Source organism: Desulforamulus aquiferis, from assembly GCF_030577015.1.
Classification (GTDB): domain Bacteria; phylum Bacillota; class Desulfotomaculia; order Desulfotomaculales; family Desulfotomaculaceae; genus Desulfotomaculum; species Desulfotomaculum aquiferis.
In genome coordinates this window covers 40,594-61,764 of sequence record NZ_JARPTC010000024.1, presented here as the reverse complement: position 1 = coordinate 61,764, position 21,171 = coordinate 40,594, and the positions used below count along the sequence as shown (strand labels likewise).

Annotated in this window: 23 protein-coding genes, 1 tRNA gene and 1 other RNA gene; 19 read left to right on the top strand and 6 right to left on the bottom strand. The window is 41.2% G+C overall.

Translation table 11 applies throughout. The features are described 5' to 3' along the window. The first annotated feature begins 13 nt into the window (after positions 1-13). The 9 genes from P6N53_RS16150 (at position 14) to P6N53_RS16110 (ending at position 7,903) form a co-directional block, all read left to right on the top strand. Positions 14-967 (top strand): sulfite exporter TauE/SafE family protein, encoded by a 954-nt coding sequence (locus P6N53_RS16150; RefSeq protein WP_304545018.1) that lies wholly within the window; start codon positions 14-16, stop codon positions 965-967. Between the two features lie 38 nt (positions 968-1,005). Continuing rightward, positions 1,006-1,599 (top strand): DUF1847 domain-containing protein, encoded by a 594-nt coding sequence (locus tag P6N53_RS16145; RefSeq protein ID WP_304545016.1) that lies wholly within the window; start codon positions 1,006-1,008, stop codon positions 1,597-1,599. 272 nt (positions 1,600-1,871) lie between these two features. Continuing rightward, positions 1,872-3,488 (top strand): DAK2 domain-containing protein, encoded by a 1,617-nt coding sequence (locus tag P6N53_RS16140; protein ID WP_304545014.1) that lies wholly within the window; start codon positions 1,872-1,874, stop codon positions 3,486-3,488. An 18-nt stretch (positions 3,489-3,506) separates the two neighbouring features. Continuing rightward, positions 3,507-4,340 (top strand): DegV family protein, encoded by an 834-nt coding sequence (locus P6N53_RS16135; RefSeq protein ID WP_304545011.1) that lies wholly within the window; start codon positions 3,507-3,509, stop codon positions 4,338-4,340. Positions 4,341-4,442: 102 nt separating this feature from the next. Then, a complete protein-coding gene (locus P6N53_RS16130) occupies positions 4,443-5,696 on the top strand; it encodes an MFS transporter (RefSeq protein ID WP_304545009.1) in 1,254 nt (417 codons plus the stop codon). 82 nt (positions 5,697-5,778) lie between these two features. Next, the gene (locus P6N53_RS16125; protein ID WP_304545007.1) at positions 5,779-6,132 is read left to right on the top strand and encodes a CGGC domain-containing protein; all 354 of its coding nucleotides are present in this window, start codon (positions 5,779-5,781) and stop codon (positions 6,130-6,132) included. A 149-nt stretch (positions 6,133-6,281) separates the two neighbouring features. Next, a complete protein-coding gene (locus tag P6N53_RS16120; protein ID WP_304545005.1) occupies positions 6,282-6,563 on the top strand; it encodes a DUF503 domain-containing protein in 282 nt (93 codons plus the stop codon). A 62-nt stretch (positions 6,564-6,625) separates the two neighbouring features. Continuing rightward, positions 6,626-6,775, top strand: a complete 150-nt coding sequence (locus tag P6N53_RS16115; RefSeq protein WP_304545003.1) for a hypothetical protein — start codon at positions 6,626-6,628, stop codon at positions 6,773-6,775. A gap of 21 nt (positions 6,776-6,796) precedes the next feature. After that, entirely contained in the window at positions 6,797-7,903 is a 1,107-nt protein-coding gene (locus P6N53_RS16110; protein WP_304545001.1) for a DUF362 domain-containing protein, read from the top strand. A 41-nt stretch (positions 7,904-7,944) separates the two neighbouring features. Here the strand turns inward: P6N53_RS16110 and P6N53_RS16105 are convergent, their stop codons facing one another. Next, the gene (locus tag P6N53_RS16105; RefSeq protein WP_304545000.1) at positions 7,945-8,136 is read right to left on the bottom strand and encodes a hypothetical protein; all 192 of its coding nucleotides are present in this window, start codon (positions 8,134-8,136) and stop codon (positions 7,945-7,947) included. 221 nt (positions 8,137-8,357) lie between these two features. Between P6N53_RS16105 and P6N53_RS16100 the strand changes: the two genes are divergently transcribed. The 7 genes from P6N53_RS16100 to P6N53_RS16070 all read left to right on the top strand — a co-directional run bounded on the left by P6N53_RS16100 (position 8,358) and on the right by P6N53_RS16070 (position 16,221). Further along, positions 8,358-9,509, top strand: a complete 1,152-nt coding sequence (locus tag P6N53_RS16100) for a double-cubane-cluster-containing anaerobic reductase (protein WP_304544998.1) — start codon at positions 8,358-8,360, stop codon at positions 9,507-9,509. 5 nt (positions 9,510-9,514) lie between these two features. After that, positions 9,515-10,285: an acyl-CoA dehydratase activase gene (locus P6N53_RS16095; protein ID WP_304544996.1), complete on the top strand. Its 771-nt coding sequence runs from the start codon at positions 9,515-9,517 to the stop codon at positions 10,283-10,285. A 197-nt stretch (positions 10,286-10,482) separates the two neighbouring features. Further along, the gene (gene asnS, locus P6N53_RS16090) at positions 10,483-11,778 is read left to right on the top strand and encodes an asparagine--tRNA ligase (protein ID WP_304545031.1); all 1,296 of its coding nucleotides are present in this window, start codon (positions 10,483-10,485) and stop codon (positions 11,776-11,778) included. 108 nt (positions 11,779-11,886) lie between these two features. Further along, positions 11,887-12,303: a 4Fe-4S dicluster domain-containing protein gene (locus P6N53_RS16085; protein WP_304544994.1), complete on the top strand. Its 417-nt coding sequence runs from the start codon at positions 11,887-11,889 to the stop codon at positions 12,301-12,303. Then, complete coding sequence (locus P6N53_RS16080) at positions 12,293-14,026, top strand: aldehyde ferredoxin oxidoreductase C-terminal domain-containing protein (RefSeq protein ID WP_304544992.1); 1,734 nt, start codon at positions 12,293-12,295, stop codon at positions 14,024-14,026. The genes P6N53_RS16085 and P6N53_RS16080 overlap by 11 nt, the downstream gene beginning before the upstream one ends. Positions 14,027-14,188: 162 nt before the next feature. After that, positions 14,189-15,484: a putative DNA modification/repair radical SAM protein gene (locus P6N53_RS16075; RefSeq protein ID WP_304544990.1), complete on the top strand. Its 1,296-nt coding sequence runs from the start codon at positions 14,189-14,191 to the stop codon at positions 15,482-15,484. Between the two features lie 2 nt (positions 15,485-15,486). Continuing rightward, the gene (locus P6N53_RS16070; protein ID WP_304544988.1) at positions 15,487-16,221 is read left to right on the top strand and encodes a TIGR03915 family putative DNA repair protein; all 735 of its coding nucleotides are present in this window, start codon (positions 15,487-15,489) and stop codon (positions 16,219-16,221) included. A gap of 69 nt (positions 16,222-16,290) precedes the next feature. Here the strand turns inward: P6N53_RS16070 and P6N53_RS16065 are convergent, their stop codons facing one another. Then, positions 16,291-16,512, bottom strand: coding sequence for a hypothetical protein (locus tag P6N53_RS16065; protein WP_304544986.1), 222 nt, complete (start codon positions 16,510-16,512; stop codon positions 16,291-16,293). Between the two features lie 335 nt (positions 16,513-16,847). Here P6N53_RS16065 and rnpB point away from each other — a divergent pair. The 3 genes from rnpB to P6N53_RS16050 all read left to right on the top strand — a co-directional run bounded on the left by rnpB (position 16,848) and on the right by P6N53_RS16050 (position 18,888). Further along, positions 16,848-17,180: RNase P RNA component class B (gene rnpB, locus P6N53_RS16060), an RNA gene on the top strand. Positions 17,181-17,287: 107 nt separating this feature from the next. Continuing rightward, positions 17,288-17,363 (top strand) — tRNA-Ala (locus tag P6N53_RS16055). Positions 17,364-17,799: 436 nt separating this feature from the next. Next, positions 17,800-18,888: a copper amine oxidase N-terminal domain-containing protein gene (locus P6N53_RS16050; RefSeq protein WP_304544984.1), complete on the top strand. Its 1,089-nt coding sequence runs from the start codon at positions 17,800-17,802 to the stop codon at positions 18,886-18,888. A 163-nt stretch (positions 18,889-19,051) separates the two neighbouring features. Here the strand turns inward: P6N53_RS16050 and P6N53_RS16045 are convergent, their stop codons facing one another. The 4 genes from P6N53_RS16045 to P6N53_RS16030 form a co-directional block, all read right to left on the bottom strand. Then, positions 19,052-19,381, bottom strand: a complete 330-nt coding sequence (locus P6N53_RS16045) for a hypothetical protein (protein ID WP_304544982.1) — start codon at positions 19,379-19,381, stop codon at positions 19,052-19,054. Between the two features lie 251 nt (positions 19,382-19,632). Next, entirely contained in the window at positions 19,633-20,397 is a 765-nt protein-coding gene (locus P6N53_RS16040) for a thermonuclease family protein (RefSeq protein ID WP_304544981.1), read from the bottom strand. A 63-nt stretch (positions 20,398-20,460) separates the two neighbouring features. Continuing rightward, positions 20,461-20,805: a DUF4405 domain-containing protein gene (locus tag P6N53_RS16035; protein WP_304544979.1), complete on the bottom strand. Its 345-nt coding sequence runs from the start codon at positions 20,803-20,805 to the stop codon at positions 20,461-20,463. Next, positions 20,784-21,065 carry a hypothetical protein gene (locus P6N53_RS16030; protein ID WP_304544977.1) on the bottom strand — a complete coding sequence of 94 codons (282 nt, stop codon included), beginning with the start codon at positions 21,063-21,065 and terminating at the stop codon, positions 20,784-20,786. The genes P6N53_RS16035 and P6N53_RS16030 overlap by 22 nt, the downstream gene beginning before the upstream one ends. Between the last annotated feature and the right edge of the window lie 106 nt (positions 21,066-21,171).

The window sequence follows — 21,171 nt, the reverse complement described above, 5'->3', positions numbered from 1 at the left end:
GGAGGGATTATTGATGCATTTTTCAATGGCAGGTGTAGATGCTAGTCCGATAGCATTAATTCTCTGGGGTATGTTTGTAGGTTATGTTTTTACAACAGTAGGTGCAGCTGGCGGTATTCTAGCTGGTGTAGGGCATATGAGTATCTTCGGTATTAAAAACGCAAACATGGTAAAACCCATGAACCAGGTACTGACTCTGGTTAGCCCGGTTGTAGGCACTCCCCTTTACTTGAGAGAAAAAAGAATTGTAGTTCCAACAGCCATTGCCCTAGGACTCGGTGGAATTATAGGCGCATTAATAGGCTCATCACTATCCCATACTTATCTAAAAGATATGGCCACATTCAAGCCTTATTTCGGTTTCTTTACCCTGCTCATTGCCGTGAGATTATTCTACGAGTGCAGCCGCAAATTTATTGATGGTCAGAAAAGTGTTAAGCAAGCTAACCAGGCCTTTGCTAAAAAGGTTAAGGAACTTAAAGAGAATGGCAAGCTGAACGAATTAAAGGAAATCGGCGTTAATTTTAATCAAGTTGGTTTACAAAACTCCTTTACCTTTGCGGGTCAAGAATTTAAATATAATGCACTAACCCCTTTCATTGCCGGCATAATTGTTGCTATTATATCCGCTTCCCTGGGTGTTGGCGGAGGATTTCTGCTAGTACCGTTTATGACTAGCATTATGGGTTTTCCCATGTATATTGTTGCAGGAACTTCAGTTTTATCCATTCTAGTCAGTTCCTTAACTAGTATTGGTAACTACCTCAAGATGGGTAGCCAGATCGACTTCTCCTTCTTGGGCTTCGAATTAATTGGTGTGGCTATCGGAACTATTATAGCTGCCCACCTCTCCAAATTTATCAACGCTCGCAAACTAAAGTATTTCCTAGCCTTTGTACTTTTCTATATTGGTATCAAGTATATGTTCGGTCCCATGATTCAAGCTGCCACTGGTATCTCTATCTAGGTTGGGACCAAACCAGTAAAATAAAGGGGGTCCCATTAATGAAGTGTGCTTCTTGTAAAATGCAACCAAAGAATAGGTGTGATAAGGATGGATTTGACTGCACGGGAGGAAAATTTAGCGCGGAAGAATGTTTTGAGAGCAGCAATAAGCCATATCATCGCCTAAGTGGTCATTTTCAGGCGGAACATGGTAACAACCTAACTCGTTTGGACGAAGTTATAATGCTGTCAAAGAGAATGGGTTTCAAGAGAATAGGCTTAGCCTTTTGTGTTGGCTTAGCCGATGAAGTAGCTGTATTAGAACAAATTTTATCCCAACACTTTGAAGTATACTCGGCCTGTTGTAAAATTGGTGGTCCAAGGAAAGAGGACTACGAGGTTCCTAAGGTAAAGGAGGATAAAATTGAGGTAATTTGCAACCCTATTCTACAAGCAAAGGTGCTCAATAAAAAGGAAACAGACCTCAATTTGGAAGTGGGACTATGTGTAGGGCATGATATTTTGTTCAAAAAATACTCAGATGCTCCGGTAACAACCTATGCAGTAAAAGATCGTGTTCTCGGGCATAATCCTTTATCCATTGTTTACTCAAGTTACCTGCGTAATAAATTTATGAATAAAAAATATGAGTAAAAAACCGGAGCTATCATTAATTTGATAGCTCCGGTTTTTTATTGGTATTCTCTATGACAAACAACAATGTACAAAAGAGGAAAGGTTAAAGGCTTTATGAATAAGCTATTATATATTATTTCAATAAAATGGAATGAAAAATGATGGTGGAAACGGGAAAAATAGCTTTAAAACTTTAAAGTTATAAGATTTTATACATTATTGAAGGAAAGTTAAGGCTAACCGAGAATTATGTTAAACTGAAGTTAATATGCATTAACTAGGAGGAAGTTGTGAGTCTTTATTCATTTGACGGACAGGGTCTTAAAAAAATGATCCTTGGTAGCACAAACCTATTAGCACTGCATAAAAGCGAGATAGATGCCCTTAATGTGTTTCCTGTGCCAGATGGAGATACGGGGAATAACATGTATTTAACCCTTCTGGCAGCAGCTAAGGAAATTCAGGAATTGGAAACTGTGCATATTGGAGAGATGGCTGAAGCAGCAGCCCAGGCATGCCTTATGGGTGCCCGGGGGAATTCTGGGGTCATCCTTTCACAACTTGTGCGGGGGTTTTCCAAGGCATTGGCTGGAAAGGAACGTGCCAATGCCATTGAGGTTGTGGAGGCCCTTGAAGAGGGTGCTAAACTTGCTTACCAGGCTGTAATGAATCCGGTGGAGGGCACAATACTTACTGTTATGAGGCGCAGTGCAGAGGCTGCCCGGAATGCAGTGGCGAAGAATTATGATTTGCTTAGAGTCATGATCATGACTTTAAAGGAAGCAAGGATGGCCCTGGCAGAAACGCCTGATCTTTTACCTGTTCTAAAAGAGGCTGGTGTAGTTGATGCTGGTGGTAGAGGATATGTAATAATATTAGAAGGCATTTTAAATGGGTTAAAACAGGCTGAGGATATTGGGCTCCTGATGGATTTCAAGGCCAGGCAGGAAAGTAAGTTTACTCAAGTGTTAACAAGGGAAGTAGATACCGAAATTCACTTTACCTACTGTACAGAATTTCTGGTCAAAGGGACGAATATTCCCATAGAGACCATAAGGCACGAATTGGCCCCCTATGGCGACTGCCTAATGGTAGTGGGTACTGAGCAGGTGGTTAAGGTGCATATTCATTCTAATCATCCTGGAATGGTACTGGAAAACTGTTTGAATTATGGTTCCCTCCATGAAGTAGCTATACACAATATGAAGGAACAAAGCCGAAAAATAAAGGATGAAAGTGATACATTAACCAAAGAGATCGGTGTGGTGACAGTAGGTACCGGTGAGGGACTAATGGATATTATGTATAGTCTAGGGGCTGACTCAGTTATTGTTGGGGGTCAGACCATGAATCCCAGTACTGAAGAAATTATTCGCGCTATAAAATCTGTACCAGCCAAGGGTATTTTACTTCTTCCTAACAACAAAAATATAATTCTGGCAGCAGAGCAGGCTGCTAAAATGGTACAGGATAAAAGGGTGATTGTAGTTCCGACCCGTACCATTCCCCAGGGAATGGGTGCACTTCTGAGTTTTAACCCTATGGTTAACCTAGAGGAGAACTATGAGAATATGGTTAGTGCTTCAGCATCTGTACTAACAGGTGAAGTTACCAGGGCTGTTAGGGAAACCAATTATAATGGCTTTCAGATTAACCATGGAGATTTAATTGCCATTGCAGAGGGCACCATAGTGTCGGTGGGGCTTGATTTAAAACTAATTCTAACGGATATGTTAAATAAAATGTTAGAAGAAGAACATTCTTTGGTAACCCTTTATTCAGGTGAGGAGGTTATGGGGCAGGCTGAAGAAATTGTAGAATACTTGCAGGAAGAGTTACCTGATATTGAGTTTGAACTTCACCAGGGAGGGCAGCCCCTATATCATTTTATTCTTTCAGTTGAGTAAATTAGGGCAGGTGATGTAATGCCTCCGGTAAGGATAGTTACCGATAGTACTGCAGATTTGACGGATGATTTGTTAAAGAGGTTTAATATAAGTAGAGTTCCCTTGAAGGTTTTGTTTGAGCGAGAGGTCTATAAGGATGGGGAAGAGATTAAACCGGATGTTTTTTATGAGAGACTTAAGAAGGGTGAGTTTGCCACTACTTCTCAGCCATCACCGGGTGAATTTGCCAAAGTCTTTCAGGAATTAGTTAAGGATGGTTCAGAGGTTATTTGCCTAACATTATCGGGACAATTTAGTGGCACATATCAGTCTGCTCAGGTTGGAAAAAAGATGGTTACTGGAGATATTGAAATTGTTGATACCATGTCAGCCTCCTGGGGAGTGGGATTGATGGCCATTGCAGCTGCCAGGGCAGCTGCCGAAGGAAAAAGTAAACAAGAGATATTAAGGCTACTTAACTCCTTAGTTAGTAAAATGAAAGTTCTTTTTTTAGTTGACTCCCTGGACCATCTAGAAAGGGGAGGAAGAATAGGAAAAGCTCAAGCTTTTTTAGGTACCTTACTGAGCATAAAGCCCTTGCTTTGCATAAATGATGGAATTGTATGCCCTTATGAGAAAATTAGGGGTAGGGATAAAGGGTTAGAACGTATGGTTCAAATAGTAGAACAGCAGACAAAGGGAGCTAAAATAAACTGTGCTATTATAAATGGCGGTGACCCAGAAGCTGGTGAAGCATTATATAAAAAAGTAATCAATAGATTAGAATGTCAAGAGGTTTGGCAAGGGGATATCGGATCGGTTATTGGTTCCCATGTGGGTCCGGTAAGTGGTATCATTTATTATTCTTTATAATATTTTTTAATAATTATAATGAAAGCAGCCCAGGGGCTGTTTTCTATTTGTAAACGTGGTAAACTAATTTAGTTGTTTTTCCTGGATACCGGAGGTTATAAAATGGGTAGCTTTGTAGCAAAATCATGGCAAAGGGTATTAGGATCACCGGCTTTAGCTGCTCTTAGGCATCGAAATTTTAGACTATTTTACTTTGGACAAATCGTATCCCTGATTGGATTTTGGATGCAAAATGTAGCCTTAGCGTGGGTTGTCTTGGAATTAACCAACTCTCCCTTTTTGCTGGGGGTGGTTACCTTTGTTCAATTTGTTCCTAACCTGTTGTTTTCACTAGTTGCAGGTGTAATTACTGATAGATGGCCTAGAAGGTCAATTGTTATAGGAACCCAAGTTTCCTTTATGTTACTTGCACTGGTCTTAACCCTGTTGAGTTTCAATGGTCTTCTCAATTACTGGCATATTATTGCCCTAAGTCTATTGATGGGGATATTTCATGCCATTGATATTCCGGCCCGGCAGTCCTTCCTTGTAGAGATGGTAGGGAGGGAAGATTTATCCAATGCCATTGCCTTAAACTCGTCCATGTTTAATTCTGCCAGGATCATTGGTCCTGCCTTGGGAGGAATAATCTTAGCCCACTATGGAGCATCAACTTGTTTTCTCATAAATACCGCTAGTTTCTTCTTTGTCATAGTTGGTCTTATGTTAATGAAACTTGAGAAGATTAAACGGGTTATAGATAGTAAGAATATAATCGATCAAATTAAGACTGGAATAAAATATATTTTATCTACACCTGGGGTATATATTCCCATGGGACTTCTAGCATCCCTTAGTATATCAGCCATGAATTTTGGAGTATTGATTCCTGTGTTTGCCAGGGATATATTATTTCAAGGTCCAGAAGGTTTTGGTGGCTTGGTTTCTGCTTTAGGGGCGGGTTCTTTGGCTGGGGCAATAGGTTTAGTTATCCTATCGGGAAAACAGTACCAATTAAAATTTCTTTGGTCTGGTGCGGTGGGTTTAGCAGTTTTTGAATTGTTTTTGGGGTTTACCAACTGGTATTGGCTGGCTGCCTTATTTCTAATAGGAGCCGGGTGGAGTATGGTTACCGTCTCCGCCTCTGTAAACAGCATCATACAAGCCCAAGTTCCTGACAACTTGAGGGGCAGGGTTATGAGTGTATATTCATTATCCTTTATCGGGTTGTCTTCCCTTGGAGGAATGCTGGCAGGGGCAGTGGCCAAATTATTTGGAGCCTCCTTAGCCTTCACGGTGAGTGGGACCTTAGCCCTGACAGCTACTCTAGTTATGGCCAGAAAGTGGCACCTATTAAAGGCACAGCAGGAAGTTTAGGGACGTGGTTTAACTTAAAACCAGAAGGTATTTTAAAGTTAGTAGAGAATACCTCCCTATAATTATTATATGGAGGTGTCATATGAAAAGGGTTGCTATTTTTACATGTAAAAAAATTAGAGACATTAGTTGTGTTGCCTGTTTGAAGTGCTTTAAAGCTGCGGAACAAAAGGATGGGGAATTCGCTCGCTATGATGATGAGGTGAAAATTGTGGCCATGACTAACTGTGGCGACTGTCCTGGGTTGATTATGCCAAGGGCTCAATTATTAACCGAGCAAGCAGATTACCTGGAGCGGGATATTGATGCTGTACATCTGGGTACCTGTATGGTAAAAGCTGTTCAAACTGCTGCCTGTCCCATTGATTTGGATGGCATTAAGAAAAAGTTAGAAAGCAAATTCAAAGAGGTTGTAATCGGTACTCACAATTACTAATAATATCACCTATAATAAATCAGGAGACCCTATCACTTAGTGTTAGGGTTTTTGCTTTTCCAAGGTTATAGTTTATAATCTTATTGTATTATCATTTATGCCAATGAAATTGGAATTTCATAAAGTTTACACACGAGGAGTGTTTAATATTGATCGTGGGACTAATGACGGTAGAGCTGTTTATTGGAGGCTCCAACACACTAAAGGATAAAAGGAGGGTGTTAAAAAGCATCATTGATAGGGTGCGTAGCAGATTTAATGTTTCCATAGCTGAAGTTGGCAACCAGGATCTCTGGCAAAGGGCAACCCTAGGGGTGGCAGTGGTAAGTAATGAAACCGCCCATGTAAACCAGATGCTAAATACCGTTATTAAGTCAATTGAAGCCAATGGAGAGGCCGAGTTAATTGATTTTTCCACTGAAATATTATAGATGTTGCAAATCTACCATAAATGAGATATTCTAGCAGGCGAAGGTAATGGGAGGGACATTGCATGACCAAGGTGGAGGAACTGGTCAAACAGATTGAGGAACTGCCTTTAAAACAACAAAAAGTTCTTTTTGATCTTCTTGCGGACAATCTGGATACCCTTGGTTGGTTTAAACTAAACGATATTGTTTTTTTCGGGGATGAAGACGATTAAATATACAAGGAGGGAACCATTTTGGCTTCAAAGGTATACTTTGCCGACACAAGGGCCAGTGTAAAACAAAACCTCATTGACAAATTACAAAAACTATATTTAGTATCAGGTATCAAAGATATCGTAACCCCCAAGGACTTGGTGGCAGTCAAGGTTCATTTTGGAGAGAGGGGCAATACTGCCTATATAAGGCCCCAATTTGTCAGGAGGCTAGTGGATAAAATTAAGGAGCGGGGGGGAAAACCATTTTTAACGGATGCTAATACACTATATGTGGGCAGTCGTTCAAATGCCGTTGATCACCTGCAAACTGCCATTGAAAACGGCTGGGGCTACTCTGTTGTCAATGCACCGCTGGTTATAGCTGACGGCTTGACGGGAAAAGAATATACCAATGTAGAAATAAATCTTAAACACTTTAAAGAAGTAAAAATAGGGGCCGGTGTGCTTCATGCGGATGCTTTTATCGCCATAAGCCACCTTAAAGGGCATGAACTGACCGGGTATGGCGGGTCATTAAAGAATATAGGTATGGGTTTAGGTTCTAGAAGTGGTAAACAAATGATGCATTCGGATGTCCGTCCATCCATTGATCTAGAAAAGTGTACAGGTTGCAGTAAATGCCATAAATGGTGCCCTGGTGAGGCAATAGCTGCCGGTGAAGGAAATAAATCTTTTATATTAGAGGAACATTGTATAGGCTGTGGTGAATGTACAGTCAGCTGTCCCTTTGGTGCCATTGCGGTTAACTGGAAAACCGAGCCAGACGTTATTCAAGAAAAGATTGCTGAGTATACCTTTGGCGTTTTGAAACAGTTTTCCGGCAAGTGCGGCTTTATAACCTTTGTAAATAACATTTCCCCTGAATGTGATTGCTGTGGTTGGAATGATGCTCCCATTGTGAGGGACATTGGCATACTGGCCTCTTTGGACCCTGTGGCCCTGGATCAGGCCTGTATTGATTTAATCAACCAAGAACACGGGTTGCCTGGATCACGTCTTGAGGGGCAACCAGGTGGCTCGGACAAATTTAAAGCACTGTGGCCCCATGTTAATTGTCAGCGCGGACTTGAGTACGCGGAAACCATTGGGCTGGGCACTAGGGAATATGAATTGATAAAAATATAAAATGTAAGAGGGACACCCTAGGGTGTCCCTTGAAAATTTGTTTAAAACTCAGTATCGTAATTTTCACTTATATATTTTCTTGCCTCTTCCTCGGATTTAAAACCAGAAACCCGATGAGTATCCAATACATTTTGCCAGGTTTCCACTACGTCTTCTAAAGAACTACCGGCTGGGCATATCTGGCATTGGTAATTCAGGTGACCTTTCAACCGATAACAAACAATATCAAACAACGCGCAGCCCCCCTCTCAGAAAATTATACCATAGGGAAGGGTTATTGTAATGTAATGGTTTTAGATAAATACATTATTTTACTTTCCTTCCACAAGGTATCTATAAAATAAGTTATATTATTCCTGAACAATATGAAAATACGTGATAAATCATATAAAGGAAATTTTGATTTTAACCCATAAATATATTATTAAGAATAAAATATTTGGGGGTATCTATTTTGCGACCAGAAAGCATGAAAATATTTGACGAGCTACGTAATCTAAATGTTCTTACAGTACAAAATGCTAAGCTGCAGGGAGAGAAGGTGGTAGGCTGTTACTGTACCTTTACACCCCAGGAGTTAATACTGGCTGCCGGTGCCCACGCAGTAACCCTATGTGGCACACGTCAGGAGCCGGTGGCTGCCGCAGAGAGGGATCTTCCCCGTAACCTTTGCCCGCTTATTAAGTCAAGCTACGGTTTTGCCATCACTGGAAAATGCCCTTACTTTGAGGCAGCAGATTTGTTGGTGGCAGAAACCACCTGTGATGGAAAGAAAAAGATGTATGAGTTAATGGGGAAAATTAAACCAATGCATGTAATGAATTTACCCCACAATAAATCAGAGGAAGCTATGGAAGCCTGGACCAGGGAAATGAGCCTGTTAAAGGATTGGTTAGCTGATAAATTTGGTGTAGAAATTACCGAAGAGGATATTCGCAAAGCAATTAAGCTCATGAACCGGGAAAGGGATGCCATGCGGAGGTTACATGAAGTAACCAAGGCAAAGCCTGCCCCTATTACCGGGGTGGATTTACTTGTGTCTGTTTGGACCAAAGGTTTTAATGTAAATAAGGAAGATGGCATTAAGCTGGTTGAGGACCTAATTGCAGAAACTGAGGAGCTGGCTGCCAAGGGTATTAGCCCATTTGCCTCCAATGCTCCACGGATTTTACTAACAGGCTGTCCGGTTGGCTTTGGGTCAGAAAAAGTAGTCAAGCTATTAGAGGAAAGTGGGGCATCTGTGGTTGCCTTTGAAAATTGCTCTGGTTATAAGGCCCTTGATAGATTGGTGGATGAAGATGAAAGTAAGGATGTCATGGTGGCCCTGGCAGAGAAATACCTCAACATTCCCTGCTCCTGTATGTCCCCCAACGAGGGAAGGCTTGAGCTTATTGGGAAATTAGCCAAAGAATATCAGGCTGATGGGGTTGTAGATTTAACCTGGCAGGCTTGTCACACCTATAATGTTGAGGCATTCTTTATCCGTGACTTTGTACAAAGCCAGTTAAATTTGCCCTATATCCACCTGGAAACCGATTATTCAGAATCTGACGTCGAGCAATTGAGGGTAAGGGTTCAGGCTTTCCTTGAATTAATTCAGGAGTGATCTAAATGCAAATAACTGCCGGTATAGATGTGGGGTCCGTGGCCACTAAAGTTGTAATGCTGGTAGGGGAAGAGATTAAATATCTCATCAAGCCAACTGGCTGGAGTCCCCGGGATGCCGGTGTGAAAGCTTACGATGAACTTCTTGAACAGGTTGGCTGCAGTCCAAAGGATGTCAATTGTCGGGTGGGAACTGGTTATGGCCGGGTTTCCCTTAGCTTCATTGACAAGGCGGTGACAGAAATTCACTGTCATGCTCGAGGTGCTGCATACTTGATAGGTAAAGGTGGCCTGGTGGTTGATATTGGTGGGCAGGATAGTAAAGCCATACTTATCAATCAAAAGGGCAAGGTCCTGGATTTTACAATGAATGATAAATGCGCCGCGGGAACAGGTCGATTCCTTCAGGTTATAGCCACAGCCCTGGGGGTAGATGTCAGCGAACTGGCAGATTTGGCCGTAGGTCGCAATCCCCTTGAAATAAATAGCATGTGTACGGTTTTTGCAGAATCAGAAGTGATCAGCCTGTTGGCAAAGGGAGAAGACAAAAGGGATATTATTGCCGGGATCCACCGCTCAGTGGCCCGGCGTGTTTGGAGTATGGCCAGCAGATTTGGCCCGGTGGAACAAGTAATTTTCACTGGGGGAGTGGCCCAGAACAAGGACATGCAGGATAAATTAACCCAGGCTTCAGGCTGTCCGGTGGTTGTCCCCGAATTCAGTCAGGTTGCAGGTGCCCTTGGAGCTGCCCTATATGCAAGGGATATAATAAGCTGATCAAGCAACAGCCATGAAATCCAAAATGTCTAAGAACTGTCCTCTGACTTAAAGGCAAAGCAGGGGGCAGTTCTTTACATATTTAGGGATTGATAATAGGTTTTTCTTAATAAGGCTAATAATTGTATAGATTTGGATGACTGGAGAATGATAATATAGATTTGGAATAAATGAACAAAGTGAGACTTGGGGTGAATATGTTGTTGCAGGGAACTTTGATTAGACACTTGGGGAAACATGTGGGAGAAGAAGTAACTGTACAGGGATGGCTGTACAATAAGCGCTCATCTGGGAAAATTCAATTTTTAATAATGAGGGATGGTACCGGAATAGTACAAGGGGTGCTGGTAAAAAAGGAAGCTCCCGAATTGTTTGAAATGGCTAAAAATTTTACTCAGGAATCTGCCCTAAGGGTGAAGGGAGTCGTGAGGGAGGAGTCCCGTTCAGTGGGAGGTTACGAACTTACTGTCACTGGCTTGGAGATTATAAGTCTGGCTGAGGAATATCCCATTTCACACAAGGAACATGGGGTTGATTTTCTAATGGACAGGCGTCATCTTTGGATGCGTACCCCACGGCAAAACGCTATTTTGCGGATTAGGGCAGAGATTGAACAGGCAGCTAGGGATTTCTTTCATGAAAACGATTTTACCCTGGTGGACAGCCCGATTATTACACCTGCTGCCTGCGAGGGGACTACTACCCTGTTTGAACTGGATTACCACGGTGAAAAAGCATTCCTTTCCCAGAGCGGCCAGCTTTATAACGAAGCATCGGCCATGGCGGTGGGAAGAATGTATTGCTTTGGACCAACCTTCCGGGCAGAAAAATCTAAGACCCGCCGTCACCTAATGGAATTTTGGATGATTGAAGCTGAAGCAGCCTTCTTTGACCATGAGGACAATATGAAGCTGCAGGAGGAATTATTGTACTTTATTGTTCAGAGAGCCCTTGAACGGAGAAGAAAGGATTTAGAGTACATCGGTAGGGATGTAAGTAAATTGGAGGCCATCAAACTGCCTTTCCCACGGCTAAGCTACACAGAAGCAGTTGAACTGCTAAAAAGTAAAGGTGAAGACTTTACCTGGGGTGATGATTTCGGAGCTCCCCATGAAACAATTATCTCCGAAGAGTTTGATGCCCCTGTATTTATACATAGATTTCCCACAGAAATAAAAGCCTTTTACATGAAACCAGACCCGGAGAACCCTAAGGTAGTACTGGGGGCTGACGTACTTGCACCGGAGGGTTACGGGGAAATCATCGGCGGTGGTCAGCGTCTGGATGACCTAAAGCTGTTAGAACAGAGAATAGAAGAGCATAAATTGCCCAAAGAAGCCTTTGAGTGGTATCTTGATTTGCGCCGCTATGGCAGTGTACCCCACTCAGGATTTGGCCTCGGTCTGGAGAGAACAGTGGCCTGGCTATGCAAACTGGAACATGTAAGGGAAACCATACCTTATCCCCGGATGCTATATAGAGTATATCCTTAAATCTCTGGCAGGTCCTGGTGCAAAGTTAAGCCAGGGCCATTATATTTATAATTTCTCCATAAGCTTAATTATAGTCTGAACTGATTTCTGGAGTTAAGGAGGATTAAAGTGGCTAAAATCCTTAATGCCAAATATATGGCTAAGTGTATTGGCTGTTATTCCTGTATGCTTGCCTGTGCTCGAACAATAAGGCGAAGTTTTTCTTTAAGTAAGTCTGCCATCAAAATCCATACGGCTGGTGGCTTGCAAAGCCGTTTCCTGGCAGATATCTGTAGGGGTTGTATTGAACCAGCCTGTGCCCGGGCCTGTCACACCGGTGCTTTATTGCCCAGAAATGGTGGGGGAGTGAAGTTTATTCCTGATAAGTGTATAGGCTGCCAGGATTGTGTTGAGGCATGTATTGTAAAAACAATTAACTTTGATCATGAGAGTAATAAACCATTAATATGCATTCAATGCGGGACTTGTACAAGGTTCTGCCCTCACCAGGTAATAACCATGGAGGTGAGCGGAAATGAAATCTAATGATTATATCAGGGTGTTAAATATTGACCTTACCGAGAATCGCATTGAGGTTCAGAACAGAGAAGATTTGATGCCCTATCTAGGTGGAGTCGGGGTGGCAACCAAGCTGTTTTCTGAATTGGTAAAACCAGAAAGGGATCCCCTTGATCCTGAGCAGCCAATAGTACTAGCCAATGGACCATTATCCACCATCTTTCCTGTGGTGACCAAAGTTGTAGCCATGTTTCGCTCCCCCCTTACGGGTGAGTGGGGAGAGAGTTATGCTGGTATGAGGCTGGCTCTGGCCATGAGGATGAGTGGCTTTCAGGCTATAGTAATAAAGGGAAGGGCCGGCAGGCCAACTTATCTTTCAATAGGCCACCAGGGGGTTAGGTTTAAGGATGCCTCGGCCCTATGGGGATTAACGGTCTCGGAAACAGGCAGCATATTACGAAATTTAGAGTCCGGCAGGGGTCACAGGAGCTGTATAAGGATTGGTCCTGCAGGGGAAAAGGGCGTTGCCTTTGCTAACGTCAATGTAGATACATACAGGCACTTTGGCCGCTTAGGTATTGGAGCCGCTTTCGGGGCTAAAAATCTTAAGGCTATTGTTATCCACGGTGAGCAGGAAGAGAGTATCAAGGATTTTGCCAAATACAATAAAATATATAAAGAGATTTACAACAAGGCTGTTAGCACCGATATTATGGATAAATATCATGGATTGGGTACAGCCATAAATGTAAATGGCTTAAATAATTTAAAAGGTTTACCCACCAGAAATCTGCAGCAAAGCTCCTTTGAGAATGCCCAGGCAATCAGTGGGGAAGCCTTTGCGGAGGAAAGTCTGGTAAGGAAAATGGCCTGTGCCGGTTGCCCTGTGGGGTGCATTCACATTGGCTTACATCGTAGAGAATTTGGACCTGGCTATGATTACGAATCCAAATCCCTCTCCTATGATCATGAGTTAATTTTTGCCCTGGGTTCTTTCCTAGGAATGTCCTCTCAAAGTAAAATATACGAACTCATTGATGCGGTGGAAGAACTGGGAATGGATGCTATCAGCGCCGGGGTATTGTTGGGTTGGGTTACTGAGGCCTTCCAACAGGGAAAGGTTACTGAAGAACAGCTGGGTGTTCGCCCTGAGTTTGACCAAGTGGAACCCTATTTGGAAATTCTGCAGGGAATGGTCAAGCAATCCAATGGGTTCTACCAAACCTTAGCAAAGGGTACCTTTGCAGCAGCAGCAAAATACGGCGGTCAGGAATATGCCATGACCCTGGCAAAAAATGAAATTGCCGGTTATCACACAGGCTACGCTAACATTCTGGGACAGGCCATTGGGGCAAGGCACAGTCATCTTGACAATGCAGGTTATTCAGTGGATCAAAAGCTTAAGGATAAATCACTGGCTGAGAAAGTGGAGGCATTGGTAAAGGAGGAGAAATGGAGAAATGTTTTAAACTGCCTTACCATATGCCTTTTTGCCAGGGAAATTTACCAAATAGAAACAGTAATTGCTGCCCTTGATTCCATTGGCATCGGGGTAACTAAAGAGGAATTAAACAAGCTTGGCGAGGAAATCTTTAATTTAAAACATCAAACAAGACTTAAATTAGGATTTGAAGTGGATAAGCTAGAGTTTCCCGAGCGTTTTTTCAAAACCACAAGCCTCACTGGAAAACTCAACAGAGAAGATATACACTTGATGCTGGAGGAGTATAAAGCTAAGGTAAACACATAATTATAAATTTAAAGAAGCCCCAAACTCTCCATTGAAAAGTGGAGAGTTTTATCATAGGCACTATATAGCAGCGAACACTTGTTTGTAGTTGGGCAGGCTGGTATAATATAATAAAATCTGGTAGTAAAAGTTACTTTATGAAGAAAGACTTGGGGTTGTGCTATGGATCTGAAAGAAAAGCTAAACGTACTATCGGCTGCAGCAAAATACGATGTTTCCTGTTCCTCCAGTGGAAGCAATAGAAAAGGCTCAAAGGGGGGGCTTGGCAATGCGGCAGCCTGTGGCATATGCCATAGTTGGTCTGACGATGGGAGATGTATCTCACTTCTTAAAATATTACTGACAAACATCTGTATATTCGATTGTGCTTACTGTGTTAACAGGCTGACCAATGATCTTCCCAGGGCTGCCTTCACCCCTGAAGAAGTGGCTGACTTAACAATAAATTTCTACCGGCGTAATTATATAGAAGGACTCTTTTTAAGCTCTGCTATCATGAGAAATCCCAACTATACAATGGAATTATTATTGACTGCGGTGAAGAAGTTAAGAAATGAGTATAGGTTTAACGGCTATATTCACCTTAAAGCTATACCTGGAGCAGATTGGAGATTAATAGCTGAAGCCGGCACCCTAGTAGATCGGATGAGTGTAAATATTGAGCTGCCTTCCAGCGAAGGGCTTAAGCTGTTAGCACCCCAAAAGAACAAAGACGCAATTATTAAGCCCATGGGCTTAATAGGAACACATATTGCTGAGGCCCAGGAGGAAAGAAAAATTTCCCATAAGGCACCTAGTTTTGTCCCTGCGGGACAGAGCACCCAGCTGATCATTGGGGCCACCCCAGACTCGGATTTAAAAATTGTAAAACTATCAGAAAACCTCTATAAAAGCTTTAACCTAAAAAGGGTATATTACTCAGCCTATGTTCCAGTTTCGACTAACCCCAAACTGCCTACCCTGGCCAACCCTCCACTCCAAAGGGAGCATAGATTATATCAGGCTGATTGGCTTATGAGGTTCTACGGTTTTGCAGCTGATGAAATATTAGACTCCAAAACTCCAAATTTGCACCTTGACTTAGATCCTAAATCCCATTGGGCCTTACGCAATCTGCAGTTTTTTCCCGTTGAAGTAAACAAGGCAGATTTTAGAACTATACTTCGCATACCTGGTATAGGTGTAAAATCCGCCCAGAAGATAATCTCAGCCCGAAGATTTCATTCCCTGGATTTTGATGACCTGAAAAAAATAGGCGTAGTGATGAAAAGGGCCAGGTATTTTATAACCTGCCGGGGTAAATATTTTGGAGAAGTACCCTTTAGGGAAGATACAATTTCACAGCGTTTACTGCCTAAACCAAAGCCAGCCCAGACATGGACACAGCTTTCTCTGTTTACTGAATGGGATAATCCTCCGGTTGAAGAACTCAAGGCCACAATTACAGGGGAGCTATAATTATGATCACGTATGTATATGATGATTCCTTTGAAGGATTAATGACCTGTATTTATGAGGCTTACTACAGAAGAGAGGAACCGGAGGCTATTGTTTCTAAAGATGACTTGCAGGAGGACTTATTCAGTATAACAGTACCCATACCAACTGATATAGATAAGGCAAAGAGAGTAATGACCTCCATTGAAAGCAAAATCTCCCCCTCAGTTTTAAGACAAATTTTCTATGTTTTTCTATCGGCAAGGCCAGACAAAGGCATATTGATATACAAGTATCTTAAAATGGGCTGGGCAATGGGTGGGAATATTAGTGGACACCTTTCAGAAAATACGGTCAGGACTATTCATAGGATCTGGCAGCAGGTAGGTGCAGAAAGGCACCGAATGCTTGGACTCCTTCGCTTTAGCCTTTTGCCAAATAACATTTACTATGGTCCCATGGAACCGGATAATAACATCCTGTCCCTTATAGCACCACATTTTGTTCGGCGACTGGGGAACCAAAACTGGATTATACATGATTTAAAAAGAGGGTTAGCAGCCCTATATAATCAGAGGGAATGGATAATTACTACTATGGAGAAAAATGAAGCAATATTACAAGAAAAGGATAATTTTTATCAGGAGCTATGGAAGGAGTACTTTAAAAGTACCGCCATCCAGGGAAGGAAAAATCCGAAACTGCAGAAACAGTTTATGCCTACCCGTTATTGGAAATATCTAATAGAAAAACACTAACCCATGGTACATAGTAATAAAAAAGCCGGATTACACAAATATTTTATTGTGCAACCCGGTTTTATTATTTTATTCTTGTTCTAGGATTTCTTCTTCACGATCAATATGGAAATGGTTATGATGAATCTTCACTCTATGTTTAGTCCCACACTCTTGACAGGACAGAACTTCACCGTCTTTAAACCTCATTTCACCTACATGCTTTTTACAACAGATAACCTCGATTCCGATCAGGGAGCCGTCACTTCGCTGGTTTACCCTATAACCAGAGTTGGCCTTTTGATTTTCCATGATAATCATCCCCCTTATTGGTTACTTTATAATTTCTTCGCCATATTAACAGAAATTCCTGCCTTTCTACGATGTTGAATTGAGTTTTGGTTGAAAGTCAGAAAATTATACATAAAATTTCCAACTTAACCAAAAAAATTAAAGTTCCTCCAAAGTCTAAATAAGTATTGTAGGTTAAATCTATGCTGAAATTATATCTTTTAAGCCAAAAAGTAATGGGATATAATAAAATTTGGAAAAAACTATTTGTTCTTGAAAGATTAGTCACTTGATTTATTCCTAAAATAGAGTATAATTTATAAATGCCGCGGTTAACAGCCGTGGCGAAGTCAAAGTACAGCGAGTAGTCGCTGCCCTCTAAAGGGCAGAGGAAAGTCGAGACACGCACACCTGCTGGTCAACAGCAGGTGTAAAAAGGTGCCCGGTGTAAGCCGGGGCAGGGCGACCTGACGACGGTGAAAGTGACTCCCTGAGTCATTAGTAGCCCTAAAGTGCCACAGAAACTAGGTCACCGGGCGACCGGTGAGTGCAAGGGTAAACTCCATCTGCGTGCAACCCAAATAGGCGGGGACAATCGTCACCCGCGGGTAGGGGCACCTCGCAATGCGAGGAAGGAGAATATATCTCCTTAGATAGATGACTACTAAAACAGAATCTCGCTTACGGCTGTATCTTTGGCTGTCTATAAAATATTTGTTCATAGGAAAACTATGGACTTGCATACTTCAAAAAACTATGCTACAATAAATTTCGTTGGAAAGACAACAGCAAATATGGGGGTATAGCTCAGCTGGGAGAGCGCTTGAATGGCATTCAAGAGGTCAGCGGTTCGATCCCGCTTATCTCCACCACTAAGAAGACTTCAGAGAAATCTCTGAAGTCTTTATACTGTTGAAAAAGGTACAAATGGGTTTTAATAATCCCGAGCAGCGACATTCGGAGCAGTGGAAACAGCGCTTCGCGAAGCTGAGGATGCGAAAATGGGTGCCCGGACATGGACGTCCGGGCAAGCCTGAGGTAAACACGATGTTTACTCGAAGGCGGCCCATTTTCGCCCGAAGCAAGGGATTAGCGCTGTCCACTGCGGAGAGAGGAGTCGTGAGGGATTATTAAAACCCGAATATAGGTAGTTTCTTGACAATCCGAAGACTTCAGAGATTTCTCTGAAGTCTTTTTGCCATTCTTTAGCTTATACTATGTTTGATTTATTTACCTATGAAGGAAATAACATGGGATTTATTGAATATGTAGTATAAAAGTTAGTCCTAGTCTTAAGGAGGGAATATTTTGAAGAGATTGTTAAAAATACTGTGTCTCTTGGTGTTACTTTCTTTTACTTTAACATCATCCGCAGCGGCATATTCCATAAATAGCATATCTAGGATTGTAAATATTAGTAATAATAATCAATACTATTCTGTTGGAGAAATAAGATTCAGCGAAGATAAGGATTTCAATAATGATTTTAAAAATGGGGATATCTTTACAATATCTCTTCCCCAAGGTGTTAGCTGGAACCCTGAAACAGTTGTTAATGCCACCTATGCTGATGTAAAACTAGTTTCCGACAGAGTGCTGGAGATAAAAATGAAAAACTGTACTGACGGAGTTACTGACACTATAGTTTTGACTGGCCTTCAGATTAAAGTCGGCAAGGATTTTACAGGAGACATTAAGCTGGAAATTGACGGAAAAGATTCAGGTATTACCAGTTCAATAAGTAGTTCGACAGATAATTCGATAAAAACCAACGTACAGAAATATGAAAATGAAATAGTGACTGTTTTAAAGGTCTTTGACCAATTCTCTGCCTTGATTGCCAGGGAAAACGGGGAACAGTATATAGTAGAAACCGATGTTCCTTTAGGTCTTTGGAGTCTTCAAAAGAAGCCAGTTATCATTCTCTCTCCCGGTTCTTTTTTTGCCGGGCCTGGTGCGTACCTTCAGGTGCCCAGTGGGAACAAAAGTCTCATTATAGATGTAATCCAATTAAATAGCAAAGTGACCAATCCAGAACATATTAAATCCAATAAATTGAGGGTGTTTGTTAATGGAAGCTTACTTTCTTTTGATACAGAGCCAATTATTGATGTTGGGGTAACGCTGGTTCCATTTAGAAAAATTATGGAGACTCTTGGAGTAGAGGTGTCCTACGATGAGCAGCTTAATATGATTAAAGCTAAAAAAGAGAATATAAACCTTGAATTAAAAATAGGAGACTATACTGCGAAGGTCAATGATAAGCCGGTTAGTTTGCAGGTTCCAGCTCAAATTATTAAAGATCGCGCATTAGTTCCCCTAAGATTTATATCTGAGTCAATGGGAGCAAATGTAGAGTATAATGAGCTGGAGAAAATAATATCTATAACCTATTAATTAAAACAAATCTTACACAAGTGCATTATACAAGGCCCTTAGAACAGTTTTCCTAGCATCTGCCTAAGGGCCGTGTATAAAATGTGTATAAGTCTGTGGATAACTGAAAATTGGTGTGGATAATTGCTGAAACATGTAACAAAGCCGCCCTTAAAATGGCGGCTTATTCGATCATCCCAACATTCTTACCTACCAAGGTTAATAACTCATTTTTCCAAGTAATCAAACGATGCTTCTTAACACCCATTAAATTACATATCTCATTATTTGAGATTCTCTTTCCCCAGAATTTTAGCCTCAAAAACTCACTTTTTTCTGGGGTGGTACAGAACTGATTAAAGGCTGTTTCCATCTGCAGCAGCCAGGCTTTAACCTCATCTGGTGCAGCGTCACCCAACTCAATTACTTTCTTCTTTACTTCAGGGTACGCAACAACTTCCATTTGAATTAATTTATTTATTGCAATTTTTGGAATATTATCTTGGTGAGTCAATGTTTATAACCTCGGTAACCATATTGCTTCTTGGAAAATATATCATATATCGATATAATGCGACAATAGCTTTTGTGAAAATATAATGTATTAAATATAAATTATGAAAGGCTGCCCATATATGGGCAGCCAATAGAGATGAAAATAAATTTCTGGAGGTATAATGAATTGTAGCAAAACCTCTTACATAATTCCACATAAAATTACTGGGTTAGTTACATTAATTTGCAAAGGAAAGGATAAATAAAAAGCTATTTTTTACTGGCCCTAAAACCAGCTGTCTGAGCCTCCTCTTCACTAAAAAACCATGCTTCTGGATTTGTTTGCTCATAATACTGCCCGCCAGGAACGTGATAAATTTTCTCCCCTTTAGAATTGATGTTACCCTTGATAGTTTCTCCTTTAGGCCCGGTCTCAGTTTCTTTGTTTTGCTGAGGTTCTTGTTGTCCGGACAGTCCCCACAAACCCCTTTTTGCCTCTCTGGCCTCCCTTTGATAAAGGGTAAACTGATCAACATATTTTACGTTTGGAGGAATGGTTAGAAGCTGGGCGTAGCCATTTAAAAGCAAGTGTGCGTTAAACAGCTTCTTTCTAATTTCTCCATCAGTAATTTCAATAGGTTCCTCCAGCCAAATATAGGCTAGCAGACGGCCGTATCTGTCCCTTTCTCCAGCATCTAATTCTAGGAAGACTGTTTTATCGCTCAATTCTTTTTTCGTAAAGTTGGATGCTTCTCTACCGTAGGGCTCCACAGGATGATTAGGCTTTACTGTTTCAGGGGTATCTACACCTATCAGCCGGACTCTTTCGGTAGTTCCTTTTAAAATCACATCTAATGTATCTCCATCAACAATTTTAGTTATTTTAACCTGTGTAAGGGATAGGTTGCTTTTGGTTTCGCTTTGAGAGGTATTTTGATTTTGATTAGGGGGAATATCTTGCCCCTTAGTGATACTACAACCTGACAGGAGTATTGCCAGAGAAAAAATAACTAACGAAAGAGTAAATCTCACCATTATCACCCAATATCCTTATGTAGATTTGATTGTAGTTAGTTAAAATATATAACCGGATAAAACCTAGTTTTTTATTTTTTGTTTAATATCATCCTTGAGTAAAGTGCGCCCGGTCTTTTTATACCAATCCCAATGTTCAATAAAATGATATGTTGCCAAAATTGCAAGTCCTAAACCACCCCATCTATGGAGGAATTTAAATAAAATTCTAATGGCGGTTCCCTTAGGGAGAACTCCAGCCCATAACAGTACTCCGCTTATACCACTGGCAGTAAGCAACCCTATTAGAGCAGTATCTATCATAAAATATTTTGTTGTTTTATTTAAGGTTTTAGTTGGTTTATCCATGGACTTATTATTTACTTTGGTATAAAAATTATCCTGGGTTATTTTCGGCCAATTATCCAAAGTATTAACTTATCCCAAAGGGGTACCGTTAATACCTTTGATAATAGTATGCCTGAGACCAGGACGGTAAGCATCAGCTTCCAATTATAAAACAAGAAAAATCCCGAAAAACCTAAGAATAAGAGTACAGCCATTTTAAGAAAAAAACGAACATTAGATCGCTGATAGATTGATGAGGTCCTACCATTTTCTGAGAAACCTTTTAACATCACTAACCCAACTAACAAAAAGTAAATAATTGAAATTATTAGGTTTAGCATCAAACTCCTCCAATCTAAACAATTTAATACATTATACCTTAATTTATAAATGACTGGCCCTAAATAATAAATTTTTAAAAATTGGCGCAATTATCCTATCTTGTTT

Coding starts and splice junctions, on each gene's coding strand:
- P6N53_RS16150 (WP_304545018.1), top strand. CDS start 14: ATGCATTTTTCAATGGCAGGTGTAGATGCTAGTCCGATAGCATTAATT.
- P6N53_RS16145 (WP_304545016.1), top strand. CDS start 1,006: ATGAAGTGTGCTTCTTGTAAAATGCAACCAAAGAATAGGTGTGATAAG.
- P6N53_RS16135 (WP_304545011.1), top strand. CDS start 3,507: ATGCCTCCGGTAAGGATAGTTACCGATAGTACTGCAGATTTGACGGAT.
- P6N53_RS16130 (WP_304545009.1), top strand. CDS start 4,443: ATGGGTAGCTTTGTAGCAAAATCATGGCAAAGGGTATTAGGATCACCG.
- P6N53_RS16125 (WP_304545007.1), top strand. CDS start 5,779: ATGAAAAGGGTTGCTATTTTTACATGTAAAAAAATTAGAGACATTAGT.
- P6N53_RS16115 (WP_304545003.1), top strand. CDS start 6,626: ATGACCAAGGTGGAGGAACTGGTCAAACAGATTGAGGAACTGCCTTTA.
- P6N53_RS16095 (WP_304544996.1), top strand. CDS start 9,515: ATGCAAATAACTGCCGGTATAGATGTGGGGTCCGTGGCCACTAAAGTT.
- asnS (WP_304545031.1), top strand. CDS start 10,483: ATGTTGTTGCAGGGAACTTTGATTAGACACTTGGGGAAACATGTGGGA.
- P6N53_RS16080 (WP_304544992.1), top strand. CDS start 12,293: ATGAAATCTAATGATTATATCAGGGTGTTAAATATTGACCTTACCGAG.
- P6N53_RS16075 (WP_304544990.1), top strand. CDS start 14,189: ATGGATCTGAAAGAAAAGCTAAACGTACTATCGGCTGCAGCAAAATAC.
- P6N53_RS16070 (WP_304544988.1), top strand. CDS start 15,487: ATGATCACGTATGTATATGATGATTCCTTTGAAGGATTAATGACCTGT.
- P6N53_RS16065 (WP_304544986.1), bottom strand. CDS start 16,512: ATGGAAAATCAAAAGGCCAACTCTGGTTATAGGGTAAACCAGCGAAGT.
- P6N53_RS16040 (WP_304544981.1), bottom strand. CDS start 20,397: ATGGTGAGATTTACTCTTTCGTTAGTTATTTTTTCTCTGGCAATACTC.
- P6N53_RS16030 (WP_304544977.1), bottom strand. CDS start 21,065: ATGCTAAACCTAATAATTTCAATTATTTACTTTTTGTTAGTTGGGTTA.